This is a genomic window from Clostridium guangxiense, assembly GCF_021043395.1.
GTDB classification, from domain to species: Bacteria; Bacillota; Clostridia; order Clostridiales; family Clostridiaceae; genus Clostridium_S; species Clostridium_S guangxiense.
This window is the reverse complement of the sequence record NZ_JAJNKE010000034.1, coordinates 21,471-47,846: the sequence shown is the minus strand read 5'-3', so window position 1 is coordinate 47,846 and position 26,376 is coordinate 21,471. Positions and strand designations below refer to the sequence as shown.

The following is a 26,376-nucleotide window of genomic DNA, read 5'->3' as shown; positions in this document are numbered from 1 at the left end:
GGAACATCATTGAAGGAATAGTTTAAATAAAATTTTATAAATCTTAGTGGCAAATTGTTAAAAGCTTTAGAGATTTCAATCTGTTTGAGCATTTTTTCAGCTAGTTATTGAAAGCTCTTAAGATTTTAACAATTTGACGCTTAGATTTATTAATTTTATTTAATATTCCAAGATGATGTTTCTTCGCAATATTTTTAAATCATGATTTAACAATTTTTAGTGCGATTGCCCCTTTTATTTATAAACGGTTAAACCGCATGATTTTTTACAGCTATAGAATACAATTGTTTTACTGGAAGTACAGCCATAATTACAAGGCATATTGCTCCTTCAATTGCTAGGAAACCACCATTTACTAAAAATGAATATACAACTGGTGATTGTCCCTTAGGAGCATAACTTCCAAAGAACACTACCCCAGAAATAAAGTGACATATAAATCGTCCAAAAACAGCAACTATAGTTGCAACAATTTTTTTATCTTTAAAATATCCTGCGAGTCCAAGTGCCATAAATGGAAGTGGGTAATCAAATAAAACCTGTACAGGTTGAAGAATATAAGGATCCATTATAAGTGTAATAATTCCGTAAAGAAAGCCCGTTAAAAATCCAACTTCAGGACCATAGAAAAGTGCCATTAAAAGAATTGGTATCATACTTCCTAACGTTACGCTTCCCCCTTGTGGAAGATGATAAATTCTAAATACTTTAAGCACAGTTGCAAGAGCTAAAGCTATACCTATTTGCGCTATCATGTGAGTATCAAGTTTTACCTTTCTCACCTTTATAGCCACTACTACAAGTATTATTAAAGCAAGAAGTGCTGCGAGCGATGTCGGGTGTTTTAATATTTCCTCCATATTTTTTGAAAAAGACATAAAAAAAACCTCCTAAAATTCGTGCTTAGGAAGACCTTTCGAAAACAATCGTTATATTACAATAATTGCTTCCCTACGCTGGTATTATCCAGATCAGGTATAAGGGTTATAAAGCAAAACTTTATATCTCAGCCTAAAGGCACCCCTAGCACTTTATTAATTCATATTATATTATACTCTTTTTTGTATTATTTTAAAGCACCATTTTTTTAAGACTTTTCTATTTTAAATTTTTCTACAAAACTATTAAGGCCTGCTGCCATTGCACTTAATTCTTCTGCACTAGCCGAAAGATTTTCAATTACTCTTGATTGTTCCTCTGCTGCTTTTGCTACTTCCGTGGTGTCATTAGCAGTATTTTTTGCTGTCTCAGCAATAGAAGATGTAAGTTCTACTATAAGCTTAGAATTATTAACTTCATCCTCCGTTATATCTACTGTATTGTCAACTGCTTTGGTTATATCTTGAACGGATTTTATTATGTCTTTAAAGGATTCATCAGTTTTGCTTACAGCTATAACGCCATTAAGTACAGTTTTCTTTCCGATTGCAGCTGATTTAACTGCCTTATCTATTTGCTCAACCATCTCAATTATAAGATTACTTATTTCACTAGCATTTGAGCTTGTCTGCTCTGACAAATTTCTTACTTCTTCAGCTACTACTGCAAAACCCTTACCATGTTCTCCTGCACGTGCAGCCTCTATTGCGGCATTTAATGCTAATAAATTTGTTTGAGAAGACACAGCATTAATTGTGTCTACAATACCTCCAACCTGCTGTGACAATTTATGCAGCACATTTAATATATTTTCAGTTTCAGTTGTAAATTTGCTTATATCCTTAATTGTCATAACTGTGTTTTCAAGTTTTATTCTTCCCTCTTCCGCCGTTTTTCTAGTATAATCAGAATTTTTCTTTGATTCTAAAGCCTTATCCTCCGCAACTTTTACAAGGTTTGATAATTCATTAATAGCCTTAGAGGTTTTAACAACTAGCTCGTTTTGTTCATCAGCATTGTTTGATACCTCCTGCATACTTGAATTAACTTGCTGATTCGACGCACTTATTTCTTCACTTGAAGCAGAAAGTTCTTCTGAAGAAGCTGCAAAGTTTCCTGCACTTTCCCTTATCTTGCTTATTATCTCTGACTGATTTTTAATCATTTTATTGAAATTTTCTCCTAATGCCTGAAGCTCATCCCCAGTATTTATGTCGGCTTTAACTGTAAGATCCCCATTTCCTGCTGTATTCATAAGTCCCATCAACTTCTTTATTGGAGCTATTATCCCCTTATTAGTTATTCTCAAAGCAAGTAAAACGCATATTACAGCAGCTACAATAGCTATTACTACTGTTCCAATTTGAATTAGTTTTAAGGTCTCCATACTTTCATTGTAATTAGCTACAGCAACCACTGACCAACCATTTACGGATTCAAAATAAACCCTCTCTTTACCCTTTTCATCAGTATACGTCCCAAAACCACTCTTACCACTTTTCATTTTAGCTACAAGTGCTTTTAATTGAAGATTTGGAGTATTAGATAAATTTTGTATAAAATTTTTAGTCTTATCTGGACTATACAGGATAATCCCTGTTTTATCGATCATGTACACATAACCTTTTTTACCTATTTTTATATTTGAAACATATTTTGATATATCCTGAAACTTTATTGTACCTATTACAGTTCCAACTATGTGATTGCCCTGTTTTAAAGGATACGCAATAGCAATTACATTTTCACCAGTAATTTCGGATATTTTTAATTCACTTCTTGATGGCATGCCATGCAGCGCATCTTTTATATAACCATCCCTATTAAGAACAATCTTTGCGTTTCTAATATCATTATTAACTATCTCCTGACCATTAATATCTGTTACAGCAAGCATTTCTATTTCGTCTCCATTTTGATTTTCTAAAGCTGCAAGATATTCATAAACCGAGTCTCTTGCACTCTCATCTCCACTTGCAAGAGCAGCAAGCTGAGGATTATTACTTAGCTGTTGAATATACTTACTCGCAGACTCTATATCCGCTCCTATGGCACTAGAAGCCCTATCTGCTGTAGCTCGAGTTAATTCATCCATTTTATCATTCAGTGATCTTGATGCCATAAATTCTGAAAATACTCCAAGTATTATAAGTGGTATAAATATAAACACAAGAAATAATAAAATCAGCTTGTTCTTTAAACTTTTTTTCATCTATGTTCCCCCCTATAACTTTAGTAATTCGTTTTATATGAATTCTATTTTATTAATAATGTCGCATATTTTTTTAATAATAATAAATATATTTGTCTTATTTTTTACCATAATGTTTATATTATTACTATTATAAGATAAAATCAAAAAAAATGCCATATAAAAAATGCGTAATATAAATTATCACGCATTTTTCTAAAATTACTTTTAATTTTTAGGCTTTGCTTTAAATGAGTACTGATTCCTACACTTATTTAATTCCTGCACTTTGCATTTCCTCTCCAACAATTCCAGCAATCACTCACCAATTTTACGTTTATATATCTTTTGCAGTTTATTGAGTATATATTTTCTCTTAATACTATCATTTAAATTTTTGTAGATTTTTTGCCACTCTCTTTTCATTCTTCTGGCTTCTTCACTTTTACTACTATTTATAATTATATTTTTCATATATTTATCATAATTTTTAAGGTAATCTAGATCTACTTTCTCTAAAGTTTCAAATATAAACTTTTCTATATCTTTAAATTGAGTTTCAGTAAACAAAGTCTTGCATTTCATTATGAAATAAATAAAGTCACAATACAATTTATAGGACTTTTTATTTCCAGAACTTCTATCACTTGTAGTAAAAATGTCACCCATAGTATTTATATACGTATTAAAATAAATAATAAAAAACTTATCATACATAAGTATATTCTTCATTTTTATATGAGCCGAGGTACTATTGAGTTTAGGACATATAATTTCAAACATAAGCTTCAATACTTTTACATACTTCTCCTCACCAATACCATGGAATTCAAATTTTTTCTCATCGCATAAAAACTTTTCTACTGAAATACTGCCAGTAAAAAGAAGCTGTGCATAGTGTATCATTTCAGAAATATTAGGACTTACGTTTATACTATAATAATTGTTTAAGAAGTTCATTTCCTCTATAACTGATTTTTGCTCTTCATCTGGTATTTCTATCAAGACTAAGTCCTGGAACCTATTTACAAGCCTAGTTGCAATAAATTTTCCTATATATTTTTCTAATTTCCTTTTTTCAATGTATTCAGTAAATTCATTATAAAATTCCATGTTAAAATCTTCAGCTTTAAAACCTAACATAAGCTCCTCAAGCGCTAAAGAAAAATACTTTCTTCTGTATTTAGGATTTTCGTCAAACACACTTAGACAATATCCTCTAAAGTAGGTTTTTCTTTTGCTGATTTTTTTCATCTTAAATTTATAAGCAAATATAAGAATTTCTCCACCATTCTCTTTATCAAGTATCTTTTTAACTAAATGAGATGCTTTATATATAGAAACTCCCTCTAAAATTTCATTATAAGCTGCTATAACAATATCATAACTGCTTTTTGAAGTGCAGATATTAGCACTTAAACTTACTAAATTTGCAAAATAATCATCATCTTGAGATACTATTTTATATAAGAAGATTAATGCATTTTTTGATTGTACCAATACTTTTAGTGAGATTTTTGTTATATCTTCAAACGCACCAATTCGCATTATGATTTCCCAAGGTATTTTTGAGTTTTGCTCTCTATCTAAGAAAATAAAATTTCCGAATACACTGCACATATAAAACAAAGCATACCGAACATTCTTGCCATTTAAGTATGCCTTAGCATCCTCAAGCCTTTTATCTTCAATAGATTTGCTTATAAAATCCTGTATATTATTTTTATTATAACTTCTTATATTGCCATAGAGCTTTATTATATCCTCTATATCTATCTCTTCAGCATTAACTACCATAAACTGAATAGCATTAAAGAAAAATTCATATGCCTTATCTATATAATCCTTTTTTTTGGTAACCTCAGCTATATTAAATAAAAACTCAAACATTACTTGAAGCATATTTAAATCTAAACTCAAAATTACAGTTCCTAAGGTTTCTTCATTTAATCTTTCCATTACCCCTTCAAGAACAGGCTCTAGAGCATATTCATTTGCAAAACTTACAGCCTTTATAACCTCTTCATTACTTAATTTTTCAAGTCCTTCATTAATTATGCTTAGCAAATTAACATAATCATCAATTCTTTCATCGACTTTTGTATAATTAAATAATTCCATAAATTCTATAATGGACCTTCTGTAATCTTTTATAACGGTATATTCAAGCGCTGCCTTTTTTCCAAATTTGCTTTTTAGATTAACTTCGGTACTCATACTTGTAAATAAATCGAACATATTAAAGTTATAATTTTTTTCCGTACCGCTTATTTTAAACTTTGTTCCTTCAGCTGCAGCACCACATAAAAATTCACTATCACTTTCAGCATCAAAATTATAGGTATTAAAGGTTATATTGTTTGCAATAGAAATCGGAAATATCATAGTTGCCGCTGCAATCCACATATGCAGGCTTGCTGCCTCATCCGCCAAAATAACTTTCTTGCCATTTATTTTAGCATCTATAATTCCATCTATTAATTTATTTAAGCCTTCTTCTCTTTTTTTATTTAAATTTGCTTTGAGGAATCGTTCAATACTGGAGGTTTGTATAAATTCTTCTTTTGGTATATTATTTAATATCGGAAGTGGTTTTATTTCTTGTGCATTTTCCTCCTCTTCAGTTAGCTCATCTTTAAATATTTTAGATGTATAAAGCTGAATTGGATAGAAAGGCAGCTCTTTATTTTCCCATATAAGTACATGGCAAAAGTAATTTCCAACCTTAGCCGAATTGTCAATTCCCCTATATTTCGTTCTACAAATACATGGTTTTCCGTTTTTCAATTTAAAGAAGGAAAATGACACTGGAGCACTAGAAAGACCTTCCGGTCGTATATAAAAACAGTGTCTTTCTATTTCACCCTTTTCTTTTTCACTTATACCAGAAGACATAGAATAAGTTTGAAAAACCTTTCCTGAAGACAATCCTTTTTTGCAGAATGTATAATACAATTGATATATCTTCATAAGTAAACTACCACTTCCTCTTTCTGCTTTTGCAAATTTATATTCTGCCTTTAATTATAAATTTATTTGATTATGTTGTCTACTTCAAAGCGCTGTAAAAGCCAAGCAAAATAGCCATTTTCGCGTTACTAATTTATTAACTTTTCATTAATTTTAATATAACAAAATTCAAGTTGAATTAATTACCTTACAATAGTATACTTTTCTTAAACATACGTTCGAGAAATTTTTATATAAAGGAGCATTAAAAATGAATTATATACAGAGTTCCTTATTTGAAAAAAGAGTTAATAATCCTCTTGCAAATCGTGTAAGGCCTAGAAACCTTGATGAATATATTGGACAGCAGCATCTACTTGGAAAGGGAAAAGCTCTTAGAAATATGCTAGAATCTGGTAAGCTAACCTCTATGATATTTTGGGGTCCTCCTGGCGTTGGGAAAACCACCCTTGCCATGATAATTGCCTCAATGACAAAGTGTAATTTTATTGAATTTAGTGCAACCTCCTCTGGCATAAAGGAAATCAAAGAGGTTATGTCAGAAGCTGAAAAAAATAGACTCATGGGAACTGAAACCCTTCTTTTCGTGGATGAAATTCATAGGTTTAACAAAGCTCAACAGGATGCCTTTCTTCCCTACGTTGAAAAAGGCAGCATAATCCTTGTAGGTGCGACTACCGAAAATCCATCCTTTGAAATTAATTCTGCCCTACTTTCTAGGTGCAGAGTGTTTGTCTTAAAGCCTCTTACAGAAAATGATATTGTAGATCTTTTAAAAAATACTTTAAAGGACAAAAGAGGCTTCGGATATAAAAATATAAAAATATCAAATGAGCTCTTGAACGTGATTGCTATTTACTCAAATGGTGATGCTAGGACTTCTCTTAATGTTCTGGAAATGGCAGTTTTAAGTACAAAGGAAATATCTAGTACTCTAACTATAACGAAAGAAACTCTTGAAGACTGTATGCAAAGCAAAGCGCTTCTCTATGATAAAAATGGTGAGGAACATTATAACTTAATATCTGCACTTCACAAATCCATGAGAAATAGCGATTGTGATGCCGCAATTTATTGGCTCTCAAGGATGCTTGAAGGGGGAGAGGATCCTCTCTACATAGCAAGAAGACTCATTCGTTTTTCCTCTGAGGATGTTGGCATTGCAGACCCTTCAGCACTTCAGGTATGTGTTGCTGCCTATAACGCAGCTCATTATATTGGAATGCCAGAATGTAGTGTGAATTTAACCGAGGCTGTAGTATATTTATCTTTAGCACCAAAATCAAATGCTCTATATGTGGCATATGAAAAAGCAAAAGAAGATGCTAAAAATACAATTTCTGAAGGTGTCCCACTTCATCTTAGAAATGCTCCAACAAAGCTAATGTCAGACCTAGGCTATTCAAAAGGCTATAAGTATGCCCATGATTTTAAAGATAAAACGACAAACATGCAGTGTATGCCAGACAACTTAAAAGACCATAAATACTATTTTCCAACAAATGAAGGGTTAGAGAAAAAAGCAGTACAGCTCATGGAAGAGCTAAATGAGTTAAAGAAAAAAAACGATAAATAAACACTTGTCTTTAAATATAAAATCAATTATGCTATCATTAAATATAAATATTTTATACTGCAAATCTAAAGGGGCGGGTTTTGTTGAAAGATAAAAATAAACGGATTAAATTAGGCAGAAGACTTTTCGCTGTATTTTTCATTTTAATTATAGTGCTATTTATTATGGTAGGAAAATTAGGTTACATAATGATCGCAAAATCACAACAATATGAACAAAAAGCATTAGCTCAGCGAACTACTGACATAACAATTTCACCAAAGCGTGGAGACATACTTGATAGAAACGGCGAAATACTTGCAACCAGTTTAAGTGCTTTTAGAGTTGATGTTGACATGAACGCTCTTACCAATTCATTAAAAGAAAAAAAGATGTCTAGAGATACTCTGATAAGCAAATTATCCTCAATTTTAAATATATCCTCAGCTAAAGTAAAAAACATATTATATCCCGAACGGTCAGATGGTTCAAAAATTAAGTATGCCATACTTGCAAGACAAATAGATAAACCTCAATCAGATAAAATTAAAGCCTTAGAACTAAATGGACTTATAATTTCTTCTGATACAAAAAGAGAATATCCAAATGATAATTTTCTCTCAAGTGTACTTGGATACACTAACCTTGAAGGCAACGGGGTAACCGGAGTAGAACTTAGTTATAACAAAGAACTTTCGGGTGTTCCTGGACGAAAAAAACTTGAAACAGATAAAAATAAAAGTCAACTTCCATATGATGAGTCTCTTTATGTTGCTCCAATCAATGGTAAAAATATAGTTCTTACCATTGATAAAAACATCCAACTATATGCTGAAACGGCGGCTGAACAGGCTCTTTCTCAAAACAAAGCAAAATCCGTAACAATTACTGTTATGGATCCTAATACTGGAGAAATTTTAGCTATGGTAAATAAACCCGATTATAATCCAAATACTCCTAATGCAAAGCCACCAAGTGGAGTATCTCAAACAGTAGATCAGCTTTGGCAAAACAATGCAGTACAAGCTAACTTTGAACCAGGATCAATATTTAAAGTAATAACTGCCTATACAGGTCTTGCTACTGGAACTGTTAAAGATATAAATGCATATGATTTTGAATGTAATGGAAGCAAAAATATAGATGGAACTGTAATCAATTGTTGGCAGGCATCGGGCCATGGTGGTGAAAACTTTATTGACATTCTTAAAAATTCTTGTAATGTTGGATTCATGGAACTAGGTGCTAAAATTGGAAAACAAAATTTATATAATTATATAAAACTATTTGGCTTCGGTCAAAAAACTGGTATAGACTTACCTGGGGAAGCCACTGGTATGGTTAGAGATGTTAGTAAGGTAACTAACGTTGATCTGGCAACGGAGGCTTTTGGACAAGGTATTTCATTAACTTCTGTTCAATATATGGCAGCTTTTAATGCCGTCGCTAATGGTGGAACCTGGATACGTCCTCATATCATGAATAAAATTACTTACACTAAGGATGGCAAAGTTGTTACTGACAAAGAATACAATAACTTTGGCAAAAAAAAGATACTTGATTCAGCCTTAGTGAACAGTTTAAAAGTCGGTCTAAGAGCAGTCGTATCAGATGAACATGGTGTTGGTCACAACGCTGATATCGCTAATTATAACATTGCAGGAAAAACAGGAACTGCTCAAATAGCAGATCCTAAAACAGGAGGATATAACCACAGTAAATACATGGCTTCCTTTGCAGGAATGGCTCCAGTAAATAATCCAAAAATAACTTTACTAGTTTCAGTCAATCAACCTAATGCTGAAAATGACAGCTACTATGCTTCAACTGTTGCTGCTCCCGTAGCTAAAATTTTATATCAACAAATTTTTAACTACCTTGCATCTAAAGGAGAGTTTCAGTTACCTACACCAAGTACTCAGACTACTCAAACACCAAACAACTAAATAAAAAGTGAGAAACAGCGCATAATAAAATCTGTTTCTCACTTTTTTTAATCCTTCAGCTATCCTACTTATACCCTAAGGTCTCGCCTCATGTAGAAAAAGTAGGTTAAACTAGAAAAAATAGTAATTAGTACAAGCGAAATAATACTAATACCAACACTTATTCCATTTCCATTTACAATATCCTGATAGCTAAAATACTTAAAAGGAGAAAGTATATTAATTACATTGATTTTATCGGTAAAATCAGTTATCTTTGATATTATAAATGAACCAAACAATATTCCTGCAGCAATGGAGCCTGAAGCTTTTGGATTTTTCATAAAAGCAGAGAGCAATGCCCCAAGTGATAAGAATATTAATTGAACAATAAACATGCTCAAAATAAACATTGCTATTTCACCCGAAACGTCTTTTCCCTTATTATAGGCATTAACCATAACTATAGAAGAAAATAAAGTTACTATATTTAAAATTACTATATTAAAAAAAGCAGCAAGTAGTTTTGAAGTTAATATAGTTCTTAGTGATATTGGCTTTACCATAAGGAATTCAGTGGTTTTATCTCTCTCTTCCTTTGCGATAATACCACTTCCAAGAAGTACAGCATGAATAGCAGCTGTAATTTCGATATAAGGAAATAAAAATGCAAAAAAGCCACTCATTTTTGCCACATCAAAAGAACCAATTCCAAGCAGTGCTTTTAGTGAATATGGCATCTTATTAAAAACTTCATTGCCATTTCCTGAAGAATAAACTGTATACTTGCTCATGCCACTTACAATTAGCAAAAACATGCATACACTCCATATTATTAATGCTTTTCGATTAGCCTTTAATTCTCTTAAAAAAATATTCATAATGAGACCTCCATATAATTTAAAACTTAGAACTTATCAGCTCACCGCGTGTATATCCTTTTTTGTATAAATGATATAACTTAAAGCTACAGCGGCAATCACAATAATTGCACTAGTAATAAGATATTTAGTTTCGTAGCCTGCATTTTTAATGATATACGTTATATCAAAATATTTAAAAGGTGAGATAAAACGAGCTGCCTCATTGTTTTTGTCGGTAGAAATCAAAGCTCCAACCATGTATAATCCAAAAACCACCCCAAGTGATATTGGAAGAACCGACTTAAGCTTATTGAAAAATACTGAAATAGCAACACCAATTGCAAGAAAAATAAGCTGTATAAAAAACAAAGTAAGATTTATCATTAAGAATAACTTCATACTGTAATCTGCTGTCTTAGCCGCATTAGCTATAATAGTAGATGCAGCACAAAATAATACATTTGTAACTATAAGCATAGTGAAGGCTGCAAGGAGCTTTGAAGTTACTATAGTTGAACGTGAAATGGGTTTAACAAGAAGAAAATCTGCTGTACGTTCTCTTGATTCCTTTGAAAGTATTGAGATCCCCATATTCATAGCTTGAATAGCTCCACAAAGTATAATAAAAGAAAAAACCATTGAATAAAATCCTAAGATTGATGTAACATAGTCAATATTAATACCAAGCATCGCCCTTATTGAAGCTGGGTAATTACTAAGAAGCTTTTTAAATTCCGCTGCATCACTTGCCATGCTAGGATAAATCGAAAGAAACAGCCCAGCTAACGCTATTAACGCACATACCCAAATAATGACTGATTTCCGTAATGACTTAAGTTCATGAAGATATATATTCATAGTACTCAATCCTCCTTTACATAATAATGCATAAAGATTTCTTCAAGATCAGGTTCATCAATAGATATATTGCGAAGCTCTAGCTCGGCTATTTTTTTCGTAATGGAGTTTATGTCACCCTTAAACATGAAATTTACAGTATTACCTTTTAACTTAAAATCACTTATACCGCTAATATTAAAAGTATCTTTACTAATTGGAGATTTAGCTTCAATACTGATTTTTTTGTAACTATTTTCCTGAAGCGTGCTCATCTTTTCAAGTTTTATAATCTTTCCTTCTTTTATAAATGCAACACGACTGCACATCTTTTGTACTTCACTAAGAATGTGTGAAGAAAAGAATATAGTAGCACCTTTTTTATTTTCTTGCCCAAGAAGTTCAAAAAATCTTTGCTGCATTAACGGATCAAGACCACTTGTAGGCTCATCTAAAATAATTAACTTTGGTTCATGAAGTAATCCCTGAACAATTCCTACTTTTTTCTTATTACCGAAAGAAAGATCATTGATTTTCTTTTTTAGGTCCAAATTCATTACTTCTGCAAGATCGTTTATCCTCTTAGTACAATCCTTTTTATAAAAGCTAGCCGAGTATTTAAGTAGGTCTATAACTTTCATGTTGTCATAATAAAATACTTCCGATGGTAAATAACCAAGTTCGTTTCTAACTTCAGGGTGTTCAATACAGCTTTTACCGAAGATAGTTGCACTTCCACTTGTTGGATGAATTAACCCCAAAAGTGTTCGAATAGTTGTCGATTTTCCTGCACCATTAGGACCTATAAATCCAAAAACCTCACCCTGCTCTACACTTAAGTTTACATTACTTATACCCCTTGCCTTGCCATAATTTTTTGTAAGATCCTTAATTTCAATAACACTCATGGATGTAACCTCCTATATATATTTTTCTTTATAAAAATTATTTTTAATTAAATTCACGCATTCGTAGTATTCCTTAAAAAGCTCATCAAAGTCAGCTTCTGTATTGATTTTATTTGATAAGTCACTAGCGTATCCTTCAGCTAACCATACAAGCATTTTCATAACAAGTTTTGAATCAATGCCAGCTTTAAATTTTGAAGTATCAGTTCCATCAAAAGCAATTTTATTTCTAAAACCCTCTCCTTTTGCAAAAATACTTTGTATATCTTCTTTAACTTCTTCAGCAGCTTCGAAATATGCATTGGTTAAAAATAAAAATATAGCAGGGTGTTTCTTCATAACTGAAACCTTAATATTACCTGAAATTATTATCCTATCAAAAAAGTCAGTAATAGTCTTATCAAATTTTTCATAAATTTCATTCATAATAAGGTCGCTGCACAAATCAATTAAATAAAGATATAAAGCTTTTTTTGTACCAAAATAATGAAACACCATTGCTTTGGAAATTCCAGCAGCAGAAGCAATATCACTAACAGATGTTTTTTTATAGCCATTAGTACCAAAGCACTTAAGTGCTGCATCAATAATTGTGTTTTGTTTTTCTACCGATAAACTTAAAAATTTTTCCAAAATAATCACCTCGTAAATCAGTCGACCGAATCGGTTTATTTAAATATATCACCATAGACCGATTCGGTCAATACACTTTTAAAATTTTTTTATTATCGGCTGACTCTTTGCATAAAAAGTTTAGACAAATAGGGTTTCAGAACTTGTCTCTAAATTCTGAAACCCTATTATTATATGTTCTTAAAAACACCTGTTATAAAGGTGGACACTTGCCTGAATAAAGTATATATTTTACATATTTACATGTGTCCCCTTATACAAAACTGGTATTGCCGCTGCTATAAGGATTATACCCATAAAAGCAGGTGCTACATGACCAAGTGATACATAGACTTGACCTCCAATGATAGGTCCAATCATTTTTGCTAAAGATTGAATAGCTTGGCTACCTCCCTGAATCCTTCCTTGTTCACTAGAATCGGCAGACTTAGAGAGCATCCCATTGAAGGAAGGTCCGAAGATCGAATCACCAAAACCAAATATAAACATTCCAGCAATAAAAAGAGGATAGAATGAGAACAAAGCCGATGCTGCAATAAGGCTGTAACCTATAATTTCTGAAGCCATTCCAAGGATTGCTATTTGTTTATCACTAAGTTTTATCAAAAGCCTTGGCATTATGAAACCTTGTGAAATGATGTCTTGAAAGCCTATAATTGAAAATATAAGTCCGATTAGTGCAGGCTGAAAGCTAAAAGTATCTATTGTAAATTGTGAAAAAACCGCCTGTAAAGATCCATTGGGTATCCAAAGTAAGAATGCTGAGACAAGTAACCTTTTTAAATTTTTCATAGAAAGCACACTTGCAAGCTGTGTAAATGGATTCAGTCTTACAAAGGTGATCTCTTTCAGTCTATTATTCTTGTCAAGGCTCTCAGGCATAAAAAAGAACCCGTAAACGACATTCAATAAAGTTATTATTGCCCCAAAATACATGGGTACAGAATAACCAAACTTGGCAAGTAATCCTCCTAAAGTTGGACCAATAACGGTGCCTACACCTACAACCGCACTCATCCATCCAAAGTATTTGGTTCTCTGTTCTCTAGGAATGATGTCTGCAAAGTATGCGAAGATAGTGCTTATGGTCCCGCCTGTTATACCATCTATTATGCGCCCAACAAATAGTACCCATAGAGCTCCTCCTATACCAAAAACTAAGTACCCGATTACGGAACCCAAAAGACATACTAAAAGCACTGGACGACGACCATATTTGTCGCTCAAAGCTCCAAGCCCAGGGGCTGAAAAAAACATGCAAATTGCATAAACAGAGGTAAGCAGTGTAACAACTATAGCTTGATCTCCTGGATTGCTTATATAAGGCTTCACTAAGAATGGAATAACAGGTGCTATGATAGTGAAGCCTATTCCGCAAAGAAACACAGAGATAAGACCGAATATTAAAGCATGTTTATCTATACTTTGTTCATTGTGTAATCTAAATTTCAACATTTGAATTCTCCTCTCGCAGCAAATGATTTTGTTTCCTTGTCAACAAAATCATCATATCATTATTTTGTTTCCTTGTCAACAAAATAGTAACAATAAAATTGCAGCCCATTCTCAATAGAACTAGGCTGCCTGTTGTTTCATTTTTATTATTCAAATTTATTCCGACTTAATATCTATACCCAGTTTCCTTATTTCTGCATCCAAATGCCTGCTATACTTTTCTATAAAGCTGAGCATACTGTCAAATTGTTCTTCAGTTATCTGCTCAAATACAACTTTATCCCGCTCCTGAAACTTTTTGTGCAGCTTTTCATGTAGTTTATAAATTCTTTGACCTTCCTTAGTAAGCCGAAAATAAATTTCTTTCTTATTATTTGACTTCTGATAGCTTTCAATGCTCCCCTTTTTTATGAGCTTCTTGGTAATTTTGCTTATGGCTCCCCTAGTCATATAAAGAGACTCTGCAAGTTTTGTAACATTGGAATCTACATTTCTTCCAATGCATTCGATGTAATGTACTTCAGAAGGCTTATAACCCTTAAGACTGTCTTCCATCTTAAGCTTATTAAGCCAAGTCATTTTATCAAATAATTCTCTGAAATCTATTATTAGCTGTTCTTCTTTGTTCATGGCATTTCCTCCCGCCAGTTGGTGCATTAACAATATTATATTAAATTTTTGTTTCCACTTCAACAATATTAAAATAATCCATTGATTTTTTTACTTAAACACTTGTATACCTATTAAGTTCTTGTCTTCTAAGCTTCCAGTCTGGCAAAAAACTTTCAAGAAAGTCGTAAAATTCTTTTTTGTGGTTTCTATGCCTTACATGACAAAGCTCATGAACTATTACATATTCTATGCACTGCTCTGGTACCTTTACAAGTTGAGAATTCAATAGTATTTTGTTGTCTATTGGACTATAACTTCCCCATCTAGCTTTCATTTTTCTAAAATACAATTCAGGTTTTTCACTGTATATTACATCAAATTTACTGCAAACCTTATCATAAATATTTTTAAGCTTTCCATAAGCCATTTCTTTATACCACTTTTCCATGTGCCTTTTCTTGTAAGCAACATCTTCTTTCTTCTTTGTATACATAAAAATATCACCTTGAAAAACCATTATCCTATCATGATCGCTTTGGACAACCCTTAAATTATAAGGATTACCCATAATATAAAACTTTTCTCCATCTTCATATTTCCTTAAACTAGGAACGTTTATATTTCTCTTCATCCTTTCCCTATGGATCTCTATCCAATGTTTTTTACTTTCTATTATCTCTCTTATATATCTTTTAGACGTTCTTAATGGCGCAACGATTTCCACATTTAGATCATTTTTGATAGATAATTTTATAGTTTTTCTTTTCTTGTATTGAACAAATATTTCCACCAAGTCATTTTCAAATTGAATAAACATTAAAAATCACCTAACTCCCCTCTTATAACTTGAGGATACCATTTTTATTTCAAACTTTCAATGACTTGTTCAATATGTCCAGTAACTTTTACTTTTCTAAATATTTTTTTCAAAATTCCACTTTCATCTATTATAAATGTACTTCTTTCTATTCCCATATATCTTCTGCCATACATATTTTTTTCTTTAATAACATCATATAATTTACATACCTTTTCCTCTTCATCAGATAGTAATATGAATGGCAAATTAAACTTATCTATAAATTTGTCGTGAGATTTTAAAGAATCTCTACTTACACCAAGTACTACAGCATTTAAATCATCTACTATTTCTATATTATCCCTAAAAGAGCAAGCTTCTTTTGAACACCCTGCTGTATTATCCTTTGGATAAAAATAAAGAATAACCTTTTTACCTCTGTAATCACTTAATCTATGTTCCTTACCATCAGAACCAAATAGTGAAAAATCTGGCGCTGCACCATTTTCTTTTATTTCCATAAAAATCACCTCTTATATTATTAATTATAAATATTATATAATAATTATTATCAATAATCAAGATTATATATTTATAACTACAAATTTACACAATTTAATTATATAATAACTATACAAAGAAACTTTTGCCTTAATTTAAAAAATTCTTTTATTTTATTATTAAATTTAACTAGGAGTGATATTATGGATGAACAAACGAAAAATATTTCAAATTTTGTAGACGCAAACCGTGAGGAAATGATTGACCTATGGAAAACCTTAGTTAACATAGAAAGCGGTTCGCATAACAAAAAAGGAATTGACACTATAGTAAATAAACTAAAGACTATTCTTGAAGATGAAAACTTTAAAACTGATATTCTTGATTTTAAAAATGCTGGTGCATCATTGATTGGGAAATCTACATATGAAAACAGTAAAAAACCTATTTGTCTCACGGGCCATATGGATACTGTATTTAAAGACAGCGCTATAGAAAAAAATCCTTTTAAAATTGAAAATGGCAAAGTCTATGGTCCTGGAGTTGTAGACATGAAAGGTGGAATCGTAGTTTTAATTTATGCAATTAAAGCCCTAAATTCTATCAATTACAAAAAAAGACCAATAAAAGTTATACTCATAGGCGATGAAGAAGTTGGACATGCCAATTCTAATTTAAGTGAAGTACTCCCAGAAGAATTTAAAGAATGCTACGCAACATTTAACTGCGAAACCGGTAGAACTGATAACGCTATAGTCATAGAAAGAAAAGGTTGTGCTTCTTTTATACTTGAAGTCAGGGGAATTGCTGCTCATGCTGGAAATCAGTATGAAGAAGGAAAAAATGCAGTTTTAGAAATTTCTCATAAAATTATAGATATTCAAAACTTAACAAATATAGCTGAAGGAACAACCTTAAATGTAGGCATTGTAAATGGAGGAACTGCTGGAAATGTGGTGCCTGAACATGCTGAAGCTATGATAGATGTAAGATTTTTAAAAGAAGATATGCTGCCTAAAATAGCCAAGGAACTAGAAAACATAACAAAAAAAACTTACGTTGAAGGCACAAAATCTCAATTAAAGCTTGAATCTGTTATGCATCCTATGGAAGTTATTAATGGTACGAAAGAATTATTTGAGGTTGTAAGGAAAACCTCATTAGAACTTGATTTAAAGGAACCTTATGGGAAAACAGTAGGCGGCGGTTCTGATTCATCTTTTTCAACAATGGTTGGAGTACCAGCTTTATGCGGTATGGGTGCTCAAGGTATGTATCAACATACAAATAATGAATTTGGATATTTAGAATCCTTATTTGAAAGAACTAAGCTCCTAGCTTCAAGTATTTTAAACCTCTAAACCTTATTTTTATCACATTTGACTCCTTTATTCATATGTATAAAGTTTAAGGGAGTTTTTCATGTCAAAATCACAATATGCATATAAAAATTATACTAATTCATATTCTTAGCACAAATATTGATAAGTTTAATTGTAAATATTAAAATATAATAGTACAAATACCTATATATCTTAATCTTCACCATAGTAATATAAAAAAATTAATATTTTTTTATATTATTTTTTTGAATTTTTTCATTTATATTTTTACCTTTGATTATGCATAATTGATAAATTTATTACTTTTTGCTTTTCTATTAATTGAATATTTTATTCATTTAAGAAATATCCTTCATATTTCTTAATAGTTATTTTCTAATATTACCCCCAATATTTTTTTACATTTTCATTTTATATCCTTCTAAAGATATTTTTTTATTATATCGTTAATAATATCAAATAACTTTTTCTATTTTATCATTCATAATATGTATATATTAATCAATGCATTATGAATAAAAATATTCATATTGTATCCTTATTTTACGACAAAATTCTCTCAATTATTTGCATTTAATAGCTTTACTTACCCATTGACACCTAATTTCCCATATGATATAAATAACCTTGTAGACAAATTTGATGACAGGAACAGTAAGGTATATCATCTAATCCAAAGAGAGTTGGTTCAAGCTGAAATCCAATGTTTAGACTATATCATAAAATCATCCTAGAGAAGTATGACTGAAAAAATATTGTTTAGAATTTTCAAAATTATACAATATTTGAGTAAGTTATATCGGTATTCTACCGTTAAAAAGAAATCGAATCAATTTACTGAAACGTATCTGAGGTGTTAAGAATAATTTAGTTCTAAAATAATTTATTCATAAAATTAGGGTGGTAACGCAATCAAAACTTGTCCCTTTTGGTGATAAGTTTTTTTATTTTTTGTTTTAATGCTTTGCTGTGTTTAAAAAATATTAATGCTTACATTAAGCTTTGTCCACATTCTTTTAAATCACAGCTTTTGAACTAATTTATAAAATAACTTTTAAGGAGTGAATTTTTATGAACTTTTCTTCTCCAGAATGCTTTTTAATAGTAATAGCATTCCTACTTATAGGTGAAATAATCTCTAACAAAACTAAGGCCTATATACCTTCTGTTTTTGTAACCGCCGCTTTATTTGTTGTCGGTTACTGGACATTCGTTCCAAAAGACGTTGTTACAAGAGCCTCCTTTGGCAAGGAATTTGTACCAATATGCATGGGTTTGCTCTTAGTGCACTTGGGTACACTTATGGATCTAAAAAAATTAATTGCTCAATGGAAAGCTGTAGTAATAGCCTTAGGCGGTGTATGTGGTACAATCCTTCTTACAATGACTATTGGGAGATTATTATTTGATTGGCATACAGTTGTTGCCGCAACTCCTCCATTAAGCGGTGGATTAGTAGCAGCCCTGCTTATGTCCGAAGGATTAAAAAGCCAAGGAATTACAAGTTTAGTCGCTTTACCTATAGCAATGTTTGTTATGCACAGCTTCTTTGGTTATCCTTTAACATCCTTTTGCTTAAAAAGAGAAGGAAGAAGATTAATCGAAGATTTTAGGAAAAACAAATCCGATTCTCAGAATAGTGATAAAGAAGTTTCTAAGCAAATTGCTGCAACCACAACAGTCGTAAGAAAAAAATTAATCCCACCTTTACCTGAGAAATATCAGACAGCACCAATGATACTTGTCAAATTGACAATAATATCACTTTTAGCTGGATGGCTTTCTAATTTAACTCATGGTACTGTAAATCAATATGTAATTTGTTTAATATTAGGTGTAATTTTCTGTGAAATAGGCTTCTTAGAAGAATCTGCCCTTGTTAAGGCTGGCGTTTTCAATTGGCTCATAGCTGGTTTACTTGTTTATGTTTTCTCTGGTTTATCAACCATAAGTCCATCACAGCTTATAAAAATTTTAATTCCAATAATAGTTTTAATAATACTAGGAATACTTGGCATGTTCCTCACATCTCTTATAACTGGAAAACTCGTTGGTTTTTCAAAAGAAATGAGCTTTGCTTGTGCACTTACAGCCTTATTTGGCTTTCCAGCAGACTACATAATAACTACTGAAGTCTGCAAATCAGTAAGCAAAACCGAAGAAGAAGAGGCTTATGTTACAGATATACTCCTTCCTAGAATGCTTGTTGGAGGCTTCGCAACTGTATCTGTTGCTTCTGTAATAATAGCAGGTGTATTTTTAAAAATATTATAATTTCAGTGAAATAGTGATATAATTAATAATGTGTTAAAAAATGTACTTAGGAGGAATCAAAATGGAAAATAGTACTTTGAATTTAGCTAAAAACATTCAAAATTGGCTTATTAAATATAGAAGGGAATTTCACAAACATCCAGAACCTTCCTTTGAAGAAGTTTGGACTTCAAAAACCATTAGCGATGAACTTGAAAGACTTGGATTAGAAGTACAACGCATTGGTAAAACTGGTGTTATTGGAATTTTAAGAGGCAAATTGGAAGGAAAAACCATAGGTCTACGTGCGGATATAGATGCATTATCAGTTACAGAGGATACTGGCTATTCATTTGCTTCTGAAAATAAAGGTTATATGCATGCATGCGGTCATGATAGCCACATTACAATGCTTCTTGGAGCAGCTAAACTTTTATCAGAAATGAAAGACAAGCTTAATGGAACCGTAAAATTCATATTCCAGCCAGCTGAAGAATTAGCTCTTGGAGCCAAATCAATGATTGATGGAGGTGCTTTAGAGAACCCTCATGTTGATTATATATTTGGAATGCATATTTGGTCTGACGTGCCCGTTGGACAAGCAGTTATTCAATCAGGTCCATTTATGGCAAGTGCAGACATATGGGATTTAACTATAAAAGGTAAATCTTGTCACGGTTCATCTCCTTGGCAGGGTGTGGATGCTATTACTTGCTCAGCTGCTGTAATTCAAGGCGTTCAAACTCTTGTAAGTAGAGTAAATGATGCAAGAAATCCTATCGTAATGAATATAGGAACTATAGAAGGTGGAGAAAGATTTAATGTAACTCCTGGAAGTGTAAAAATGTCTGGAATGAATAGATCTTTCAGCAAATATTCCCGTGAGCAAATGCCTAAATGGGTTGAAAACATGGTTGAGAATGTATGTAAGGGTTACAATTGCGACTATGATTTTAAATATGATTTCACCTGTGCAGCTACAATAAATGAAGAAAAAGCAACTGGAATGCTTAAATCTGCTGTTGCAAAGCTAATAGGTGAAGATAACATAAAGCAAGTTTCAATGATAATGGGATCAGAAGATTTTTCTGAATACCTTGAAAAAGTCCCAGGTGCATTAATGCTTTTAGGCTGTAGAAATGAAGCTAAAGACTGCTGCTATTCACAGCACTCAAATCACTATAAACTTGATGAAGACGCTCTTCCAATCGGAGTGGCAAGTTATGTACAAGTTGCTTTAGATTACTTAAAATAATGCAAAGTAATAGTGCTTTTTAAATTATTCCTTCAGCATTGTTACTTCGCTCACACGGTAGTATAAGGAAAAAATTTGAGGTCACTGAAAAACTGGCTGTTTTTTAAGAAAAAATGTTTCAAAAAAATATTTAAAGCAAATTTAAGGTATAATCTTTAGTATTTTCCTTAAATTTACTTTTATATTTAAGTGTTAATTGATCTATACCATCTTCAATAGATTTACTTTTCAAAACACCATTTTCTATTGCGATACTAACCGTTTTGCTTAATGGAATGTTAAAACAACTGCATATTACAAACAATGGCACATTTATTGACGGTGATAAAGCATCTGATATCACTTTAAAGGATATTGATATAAAAAGAAAGGAATTAACTTTTAGAATTGCAGTTTTAGAAGATGCCGCTCACGTTGGGGGACTAACTATATTCGGTAAAGGTTTCGGTAATTATAATCAAGATCTAGTATTTAAATTATACTATAGTTAATATTTCATTATTGCATAAAAATTTTAGGGAGAACACCGAAATTAAACTATTATAACAGCTAATGGAGGAAAATTAAATTCTGAATGGTTCAAGCAGCACAAAGCCATTCGATATTCCTTATACCACTGTTGGAGTGAAGTAATAATGCTGAAGTAACGATTTTTTCACCTTAGATTTATGGATTTTTTTAATGTTACAAAGCACTATTACTTCGCAATTTATTTAAACAAATGCACTTACAATTAATACTCCAATTAATCCCATAACAGAAATTATAGTTTCTAAGGTTGACCAAGATGCCATTGTTTCTCCAATAGTAAGACCAAAATATTCTTTAAATAGCCAAAATCCTGGATCGTTTACATGTGAAAATATAACACTTCCTGCTCCTGTCGCCAAAACCATCAGTGCTGGATTTGCATTTGTTGAAGAAATGATAGGAAGCACTAGACCCGCAGTAGTCATAGCTGCAACTGTCGCTGAACCAAGGGATAACCTAAGTATTGCTGCAACTAACCATGCTAAAATTAGTGGAGAAATATTACTTCCAGCCATTACTGAAGCTATATATTTTCCAACGCCACTGTCTATTAACACCTGCTTGAACGCACCACCACCTGCTACTATTAAAAGTATCATTGCAATTTCACTAGCTGCCTCAGCTAAAACTTTCATTATTTCTTCCATTTTCCTGCCTCTAGCTATTCCGAGAGTATAAATTGAAATGATAAGTGATATGAACATTGCCATTAATGGGCTTCCCACAAATTCTGCAAATTGCCTTACACTTGATGTCTTTGGTAAAGCAATCTCGCATACAGCTGAAAACGCCATTAGTATTGGTGGTACGACCGCAGTTAACACACTTGCTGAAAAGCTAGGCATTTCTTCCTCTGTGAATATCTTAGCCTTAAATAAACTTTTAGAGGAATTACGGTCAATCTTCTTCAAAAATTTTGTTAAAACTGGTCCAGCTACTATAACTGTTGGTATTGCTATTATTATTCCATAAACTAAAGTCATACTAATATTTGCTTTATATATTGTAGCTATCGCTACAGGTCCTGGATGCGGTGGTAGAAAAGCATGAGTAACTGAAAGAGCCGCTGCCATAGGAACTCCAACATATAAAAGAGGAAGTTCAGCAAATTCAGCTATTGTAAAAACAAGTGGTATAAGCAGTACAAAACCAACCTCATAAAACATCGCTATGCCAACAAGAAATCCTGTTAATAGAACTGCCCATTGAATTCTTTTTACTCCGAACTTATTTATTAAGCTCCTAGAAATTCTCTGAGCTGCACCAGAATCTGCTATAAGTTTTCCAAACATAGCTCCACAGCCCAAAATCAGTGCGAGACTACCAAGTGTGCCTCCAACACCATTTTGTATTGATGTAACCGCTTTTGATGGATTCATACCTTCGGCTATACCTACCACTAAAGAAACAAGAATCAATGATATGAAACCATTTACTTTAAATTTAATCATAAGCAACAATAACAACATAACTCCAATAAAAACAATAAACAAAGGCATAATTTTTTCCTCCTAATTTTCCTAAAATTCAGATAATTTTTATATGTACTTAGTTTAAATAAAGCTGAACAGCCTAGAACCCAAAATTGTAAATTTCAGGTTTATCCTTACAAATCAGAATTTGTAAAGTAACAATGCTTCGTCGCGTTAAAAAGATCCTATAAATCTAAAGTTCAAAAATCATAAAATACTAAGATATTTCAATAACTCGCTATCGCTCAGACAGATTGAAATATCTAAGCATTTTACAATTTTTGAACCAAGATTTATTAGAATTTTTTTAAATCGTTCCTTCAGCATTGTTACTTCACTCCCACAGTAGTACAAGGAAAAAGTTCCTCCGTTCCTACAGAATTTTAGCGTGAATCTTTATATTCCATTATTTAAACGATTTATTATTACTTTTATTGTAAAATCTCGTTAACAGTGCATTTTTCGTAGAGAAACGGATTATAGAAAGTACATAACATTTTGTTCATGAATCACATGGGCTTACGCCCAAACTCCAATATGTGTATCTTCCTTGCTTTCCGGGCATAGTGAAGTAATGTTGATTTGGGATGGTTTAAATAAAGCTTTATCATCTTAGATTTATTAGCTTTATTTAATATCCCAAATTAATATTACTTCACAAATTATGATTTTTAAGCTTCACACTATATACAAGAAAATTATTACTCCATATATCCACCTTTCATAGGTGATGTAGCACATCTAGTATAAAGCCCTAAAATTCCCTTAGTATATCTTGGCAAAGGCTTTACCCAATTTTTTTTTCTTTCATTAAATATATCTTCAATTTCTTTTTCAGTTTTTTCTACTCCAGCTGCCCCTATTACATCAATTCTTCTTGCTGGTATATCTATCTTAATCAGATCTCCTTCTTCAACAAATGCTATTGGACCACCTTCGCTTGCCTCTGGAGAAACATGTCCTATTGCTGGTCCTCTGGTCGCTCCTGAAAATCTTCCATCAGTAATTAGTGCTATAGATTCCACTAATTCTGGATCAGATGCAATTGCTTCTGTTGTATAAAACATCTCTGGCATTCCAGATCCCTTAGGTCCTTCGTATCTTACGAATACAGCATCTCCGGGTTTTATATTTTTAGTCAGAACAGCTTTAATTGCATCCTCTTCACAGTTAAACACTCTAGCCTTTAAAACTACCTGCATTAATTTTTTAGATACTGCTGAATGCTTTACTACTGCTCCTCCTGGTGCCAGATTTCCCTTTAAAATGGCTATAGCTCCCTGTTTTTGAATTGGAGTTTCTTTGGATTTTATTACATCTTCCTTTTTTACTCCAAGAGCAGCTATAAGCTTTTCATGTTCTTTATAATATCCACTTTTCCTTATATCTTCTAGATTTTCTCCCAAGGTCTTTCCTGTAACTGTCATCACATCTAGATGTAAAAATTCTTTAATTTCTTCCATTACTGCTGGAACTCCACCTGCATTCCAAAAATAAGAACCTGGATAAAATCCACTTGGCCTTATGTTAAGAATATACGGAACTTTTCTATGAATTTCATCAAACAATTCAGGCTCTATGTTTATGCCAAGCTCATGAGCTATAGCTGGAATATGCAATAAACAATTGCTTGAACCTGCAATAGCTGCATGTACCATTATTGCATTTTCAAAAGCTTCTTTAGTCATTATATCTGATGGTTTTATATTTAACTGTACAAGTTTAAGTGCTTGTTTAGCTGCCTTTTTAGCGGCTTCTTTTAATTCCTTTGAAGTTACTGGTATTAATGCTGTACCTGGAAGTGCTATACCAAGTGCTTCTGCCATAACCTGCATAGTAGAAGCTGTTCCCATAAAGGAACAAGCGCCACAGCTTGGACATGCATTATGTTTGTAATACTCATATTTCTCTTTAGTTATTTCTCCTCTTTCATACTGAGCACTATACGTACCAATTTGTTCAAGTGTAAGCATATTAGGTCCTGCATTCATAATTCCACCAGGAAGCATTATAGCTGGCATGTTTAATCTTGCTATTGCCATTAAATGAGCAGGCATTGCCTTATCACAACTTGCTATAAATACACCAGCATCAAAAGGAGTTGCTTGCACATGTATTTCCATAAGATTTGCCATAATATCTCTCGAAGCAAGTGAATAATTCATACCATCATGTCCTTGAGTCTCTCCATCGCATATATCTGTAACAAAATATTTAGCACCTCTACCGCCATTTTCATTTATTGAATTAAATACCTCATTTACCAAAGTATCAAGATGTGCACTACCAGGATGGCTATGTCCAAAACTACTTTCAATTATTATTTGTGGTTTTCCAAGTTCTTCAACTTTCCAACCTGATCCCAATCTAAGAGAATCAATCTCAGGAGCTTTTTGTCTTATTTCTTGACTTTTTAACAATTAAATCACCTCATAATCAAAATTTGTATTACAGCTTTCGCTTATTTTTATTGTAAAGTCACATTTATGTAAGTTTTATCGTATTATATTCTTAAAGTTGTATTACAACTTTAAGAATATAATACTCTGAAAACGTTTTTTAGTCAATAGCTTTTTTGCAATATTTTAAAAAATATCCATACTTTAAATAAGTGTAAAAATCAACACTTATTTAAAAAAAATAAAAAAAAACAGAAAGCATTTTTAACTTTCTGTTCTTTATTTCTTTAATTCCTTCAAATCATTTATAGTTCTAATAGCATGACGTCTTGCATAAATAAAAGCTAACTCTGAATCTCTATTTTTTATAGAATCTAAGATATATTTATGTTCATGAATTCCCCCTTCTGGTCCAAGGTTTTCATATAAGCCCCTCTGATGACTTTCAAGTATATTTGAAAGAAGTTCATTTACTTTTATTATTAATGAATTCTTAGTTCCTTCTGCAATTTTTGTATGAAAATTCAAATCCTCTTCAGTAAACCTTTTTATATCGTTCTTATAATTAACCATATTCTTATATGCCATATCAAGTTCCTTTATAAGCTCATCATTACATCTTTCAGTACATAGTTTAGCTGCTTCTGGTTCAATAATTAATCTAAACTCCAATATTTCCATATAACTATCTCTATCTAAAATTAGCATTGGGAGCAAGCTGTTTAAATATACGGAAGGTCCTAAATCATTGACAAATGTGCCTCCACCTTTTTTTTTGCTTACAATATTAAAAGCTGCCAATTTCTCAATAGCCTCTCTCACTGATACTCTACTCACATTTAACTCTTCAGCAAGTTTTGTTTCAGACATAATTTTTTGGCCAGATTTCCACTCTCCATTTAAAATCTTCTCCTGGATTTTATTTAAAACCTTGTCACTTGTTCTGCCGTCTTCCATAAATTGATCTCTCCTAAACTTGGTTTTGTAATTGCATT

Annotated in this window: 21 protein-coding genes and 1 riboswitch; of the genes, 5 read left to right on the top strand and 16 right to left on the bottom strand. The window is 32.0% G+C overall.

Annotated elements, in window-relative coordinates:
• Window positions 1–248: 248 nt before the first annotated feature.
• From thiT to LQK79_RS16210, 3 genes are all read right to left on the bottom strand, one after another.
• Window positions 249–878, bottom strand: a complete 630-nt coding sequence (gene thiT, locus LQK79_RS16220; protein WP_053240735.1) for an energy-coupled thiamine transporter ThiT — start codon at window positions 876–878, stop codon at window positions 249–251.
• A 53-nt stretch (window positions 879–931) separates the two neighbouring features.
• Window positions 932–1,035: riboswitch (TPP riboswitch) on the bottom strand.
• A 52-nt stretch (window positions 1,036–1,087) separates the two neighbouring features.
• On the bottom strand, window positions 1,088–3,091 hold the full coding sequence (locus LQK79_RS16215; protein WP_231017197.1) for a methyl-accepting chemotaxis protein: 2,004 nt from the start codon (window positions 3,089–3,091) through the stop codon (window positions 1,088–1,090).
• 297 nt (window positions 3,092–3,388) lie between these two features.
• A complete protein-coding gene (locus LQK79_RS16210; RefSeq protein ID WP_053240737.1) occupies window positions 3,389–6,040 on the bottom strand; it encodes a GAP1-N2 domain-containing protein in 2,652 nt (883 codons plus the stop codon).
• A gap of 250 nt (window positions 6,041–6,290) precedes the next feature.
• Here LQK79_RS16210 and LQK79_RS16205 point away from each other — a divergent pair, with 250 nt between their 5' ends.
• Together LQK79_RS16205 and LQK79_RS16200 are read left to right on the top strand one after the other, a co-directional pair.
• The gene (locus LQK79_RS16205; RefSeq protein WP_053240738.1) at window positions 6,291–7,616 is read left to right on the top strand and encodes a replication-associated recombination protein A; all 1,326 of its coding nucleotides are present in this window, start codon (window positions 6,291–6,293) and stop codon (window positions 7,614–7,616) included.
• 164 nt (window positions 7,617–7,780) lie between these two features.
• Window positions 7,781–9,541: a penicillin-binding transpeptidase domain-containing protein gene (locus LQK79_RS16200; protein ID WP_231017196.1), complete on the top strand. Its 1,761-nt coding sequence runs from the start codon at window positions 7,781–7,783 to the stop codon at window positions 9,539–9,541.
• Window positions 9,542–9,609: 68 nt separating this feature from the next.
• On the opposite strand, the gene LQK79_RS16195 is transcribed toward LQK79_RS16200, so the two are convergent.
• The 9 genes from LQK79_RS16195 to bcp all read right to left on the bottom strand — a co-directional run bounded on the left by LQK79_RS16195 (window position 9,610) and on the right by bcp (window position 16,148).
• The gene (locus LQK79_RS16195) at window positions 9,610–10,401 is read right to left on the bottom strand and encodes an ABC transporter permease subunit (RefSeq protein WP_231017195.1); all 792 of its coding nucleotides are present in this window, start codon (window positions 10,399–10,401) and stop codon (window positions 9,610–9,612) included.
• A gap of 36 nt (window positions 10,402–10,437) precedes the next feature.
• On the bottom strand, window positions 10,438–11,241 hold the full coding sequence (locus LQK79_RS16190; protein WP_053240739.1) for an ABC transporter permease subunit: 804 nt from the start codon (window positions 11,239–11,241) through the stop codon (window positions 10,438–10,440).
• Window positions 11,242–11,246: 5 nt separating this feature from the next.
• Complete coding sequence (locus LQK79_RS16185) at window positions 11,247–12,128, bottom strand: ABC transporter ATP-binding protein (RefSeq protein WP_053240740.1); 882 nt, start codon at window positions 12,126–12,128, stop codon at window positions 11,247–11,249.
• Window positions 12,129–12,140: 12 nt separating this feature from the next.
• Complete coding sequence (locus LQK79_RS16180) at window positions 12,141–12,761, bottom strand: TetR/AcrR family transcriptional regulator (RefSeq protein WP_231017194.1); 621 nt, start codon at window positions 12,759–12,761, stop codon at window positions 12,141–12,143.
• Window positions 12,762–12,992: 231 nt separating this feature from the next.
• A complete protein-coding gene (locus LQK79_RS16175) occupies window positions 12,993–14,216 on the bottom strand; it encodes an MFS transporter (RefSeq protein ID WP_231017193.1) in 1,224 nt (407 codons plus the stop codon).
• A complete protein-coding gene (locus tag LQK79_RS16170) occupies window positions 14,203–14,370 on the bottom strand; it encodes a hypothetical protein (RefSeq protein WP_231017192.1) in 168 nt (55 codons plus the stop codon). Before LQK79_RS16170 ends, LQK79_RS16175 begins: the two co-directional genes overlap by 14 nt.
• Window positions 14,371–14,372: 2 nt before the next feature.
• Window positions 14,373–14,846: a MarR family transcriptional regulator gene (locus tag LQK79_RS16165; RefSeq protein ID WP_053240742.1), complete on the bottom strand. Its 474-nt coding sequence runs from the start codon at window positions 14,844–14,846 to the stop codon at window positions 14,373–14,375.
• A 94-nt stretch (window positions 14,847–14,940) separates the two neighbouring features.
• Window positions 14,941–15,645 carry a M48 family metallopeptidase gene (locus LQK79_RS16160; protein WP_231017191.1) on the bottom strand — a complete coding sequence of 235 codons (705 nt, stop codon included), beginning with the start codon at window positions 15,643–15,645 and terminating at the stop codon, window positions 14,941–14,943.
• Between the two features lie 44 nt (window positions 15,646–15,689).
• The gene (gene bcp, locus LQK79_RS16155; RefSeq protein WP_231017190.1) at window positions 15,690–16,148 is read right to left on the bottom strand and encodes a thioredoxin-dependent thiol peroxidase; all 459 of its coding nucleotides are present in this window, start codon (window positions 16,146–16,148) and stop codon (window positions 15,690–15,692) included.
• 183 nt (window positions 16,149–16,331) lie between these two features.
• On the opposite strand from bcp, the gene LQK79_RS16150 reads away from it, so the two are divergent.
• The 3 genes from LQK79_RS16150 (at window position 16,332) to LQK79_RS16140 (ending at window position 20,979) form a co-directional block, all read left to right on the top strand.
• Window positions 16,332–17,489 carry a M20 family metallopeptidase gene (locus LQK79_RS16150; protein ID WP_231017189.1) on the top strand — a complete coding sequence of 386 codons (1,158 nt, stop codon included), beginning with the start codon at window positions 16,332–16,334 and terminating at the stop codon, window positions 17,487–17,489.
• A gap of 1,053 nt (window positions 17,490–18,542) precedes the next feature.
• Window positions 18,543–19,745: a hypothetical protein gene (locus tag LQK79_RS16145; RefSeq protein ID WP_053242260.1), complete on the top strand. Its 1,203-nt coding sequence runs from the start codon at window positions 18,543–18,545 to the stop codon at window positions 19,743–19,745.
• A 61-nt stretch (window positions 19,746–19,806) separates the two neighbouring features.
• Window positions 19,807–20,979 (top strand): M20 metallopeptidase family protein, encoded by a 1,173-nt coding sequence (locus tag LQK79_RS16140; protein WP_231017188.1) that lies wholly within the window; start codon window positions 19,807–19,809, stop codon window positions 20,977–20,979.
• Window positions 20,980–21,109: 130 nt separating this feature from the next.
• On the opposite strand, the gene LQK79_RS16135 is transcribed toward LQK79_RS16140, so the two are convergent.
• The 4 genes from LQK79_RS16135 to LQK79_RS16120 form a co-directional block, all read right to left on the bottom strand.
• Window positions 21,110–21,322 carry a hypothetical protein gene (locus LQK79_RS16135; RefSeq protein WP_231017187.1) on the bottom strand — a complete coding sequence of 71 codons (213 nt, stop codon included), beginning with the start codon at window positions 21,320–21,322 and terminating at the stop codon, window positions 21,110–21,112.
• A gap of 370 nt (window positions 21,323–21,692) precedes the next feature.
• The gene (locus tag LQK79_RS16130; RefSeq protein WP_053242262.1) at window positions 21,693–23,009 is read right to left on the bottom strand and encodes a gluconate:H+ symporter; all 1,317 of its coding nucleotides are present in this window, start codon (window positions 23,007–23,009) and stop codon (window positions 21,693–21,695) included.
• Between the two features lie 674 nt (window positions 23,010–23,683).
• The gene (gene ilvD, locus LQK79_RS16125) at window positions 23,684–25,402 is read right to left on the bottom strand and encodes a dihydroxy-acid dehydratase (RefSeq protein ID WP_231017186.1); all 1,719 of its coding nucleotides are present in this window, start codon (window positions 25,400–25,402) and stop codon (window positions 23,684–23,686) included.
• 258 nt (window positions 25,403–25,660) lie between these two features.
• Entirely contained in the window at window positions 25,661–26,338 is a 678-nt protein-coding gene (locus LQK79_RS16120) for a FadR/GntR family transcriptional regulator (RefSeq protein WP_053242264.1), read from the bottom strand.
• Between the last annotated feature and the right edge of the window lie 38 nt (window positions 26,339–26,376).

Coding starts and splice junctions, on each gene's coding strand:
- thiT (WP_053240735.1), bottom strand. CDS start 878: ATGTCTTTTTCAAAAAATATGGAGGAAATATTAAAACACCCGACATCG.
- LQK79_RS16215 (WP_231017197.1), bottom strand. CDS start 3,091: ATGAAAAAAAGTTTAAAGAACAAGCTGATTTTATTATTTCTTGTGTTT.
- LQK79_RS16210 (WP_053240737.1), bottom strand. CDS start 6,040: ATGAAGATATATCAATTGTATTATACATTCTGCAAAAAAGGATTGTCT.
- LQK79_RS16205 (WP_053240738.1), top strand. CDS start 6,291: ATGAATTATATACAGAGTTCCTTATTTGAAAAAAGAGTTAATAATCCT.
- LQK79_RS16200 (WP_231017196.1), top strand. CDS start 7,781: ATGGTAGGAAAATTAGGTTACATAATGATCGCAAAATCACAACAATAT.
- LQK79_RS16195 (WP_231017195.1), bottom strand. CDS start 10,401: ATGAATATTTTTTTAAGAGAATTAAAGGCTAATCGAAAAGCATTAATA.
- LQK79_RS16190 (WP_053240739.1), bottom strand. CDS start 11,241: ATGAATATATATCTTCATGAACTTAAGTCATTACGGAAATCAGTCATT.
- LQK79_RS16185 (WP_053240740.1), bottom strand. CDS start 12,128: ATGAGTGTTATTGAAATTAAGGATCTTACAAAAAATTATGGCAAGGCA.
- LQK79_RS16175 (WP_231017193.1), bottom strand. CDS start 14,216: ATGTTGAAATTTAGATTACACAATGAACAAAGTATAGATAAACATGCT.
- LQK79_RS16165 (WP_053240742.1), bottom strand. CDS start 14,846: ATGAACAAAGAAGAACAGCTAATAATAGATTTCAGAGAATTATTTGAT.
- LQK79_RS16160 (WP_231017191.1), bottom strand. CDS start 15,645: ATGTTTATTCAATTTGAAAATGACTTGGTGGAAATATTTGTTCAATAC.
- bcp (WP_231017190.1), bottom strand. CDS start 16,148: ATGGAAATAAAAGAAAATGGTGCAGCGCCAGATTTTTCACTATTTGGT.
- LQK79_RS16150 (WP_231017189.1), top strand. CDS start 16,332: ATGGATGAACAAACGAAAAATATTTCAAATTTTGTAGACGCAAACCGT.
- LQK79_RS16145 (WP_053242260.1), top strand. CDS start 18,543: ATGAACTTTTCTTCTCCAGAATGCTTTTTAATAGTAATAGCATTCCTA.
- LQK79_RS16140 (WP_231017188.1), top strand. CDS start 19,807: ATGGAAAATAGTACTTTGAATTTAGCTAAAAACATTCAAAATTGGCTT.
- LQK79_RS16130 (WP_053242262.1), bottom strand. CDS start 23,009: ATGCCTTTGTTTATTGTTTTTATTGGAGTTATGTTGTTATTGTTGCTT.
- LQK79_RS16120 (WP_053242264.1), bottom strand. CDS start 26,338: ATGGAAGACGGCAGAACAAGTGACAAGGTTTTAAATAAAATCCAGGAG.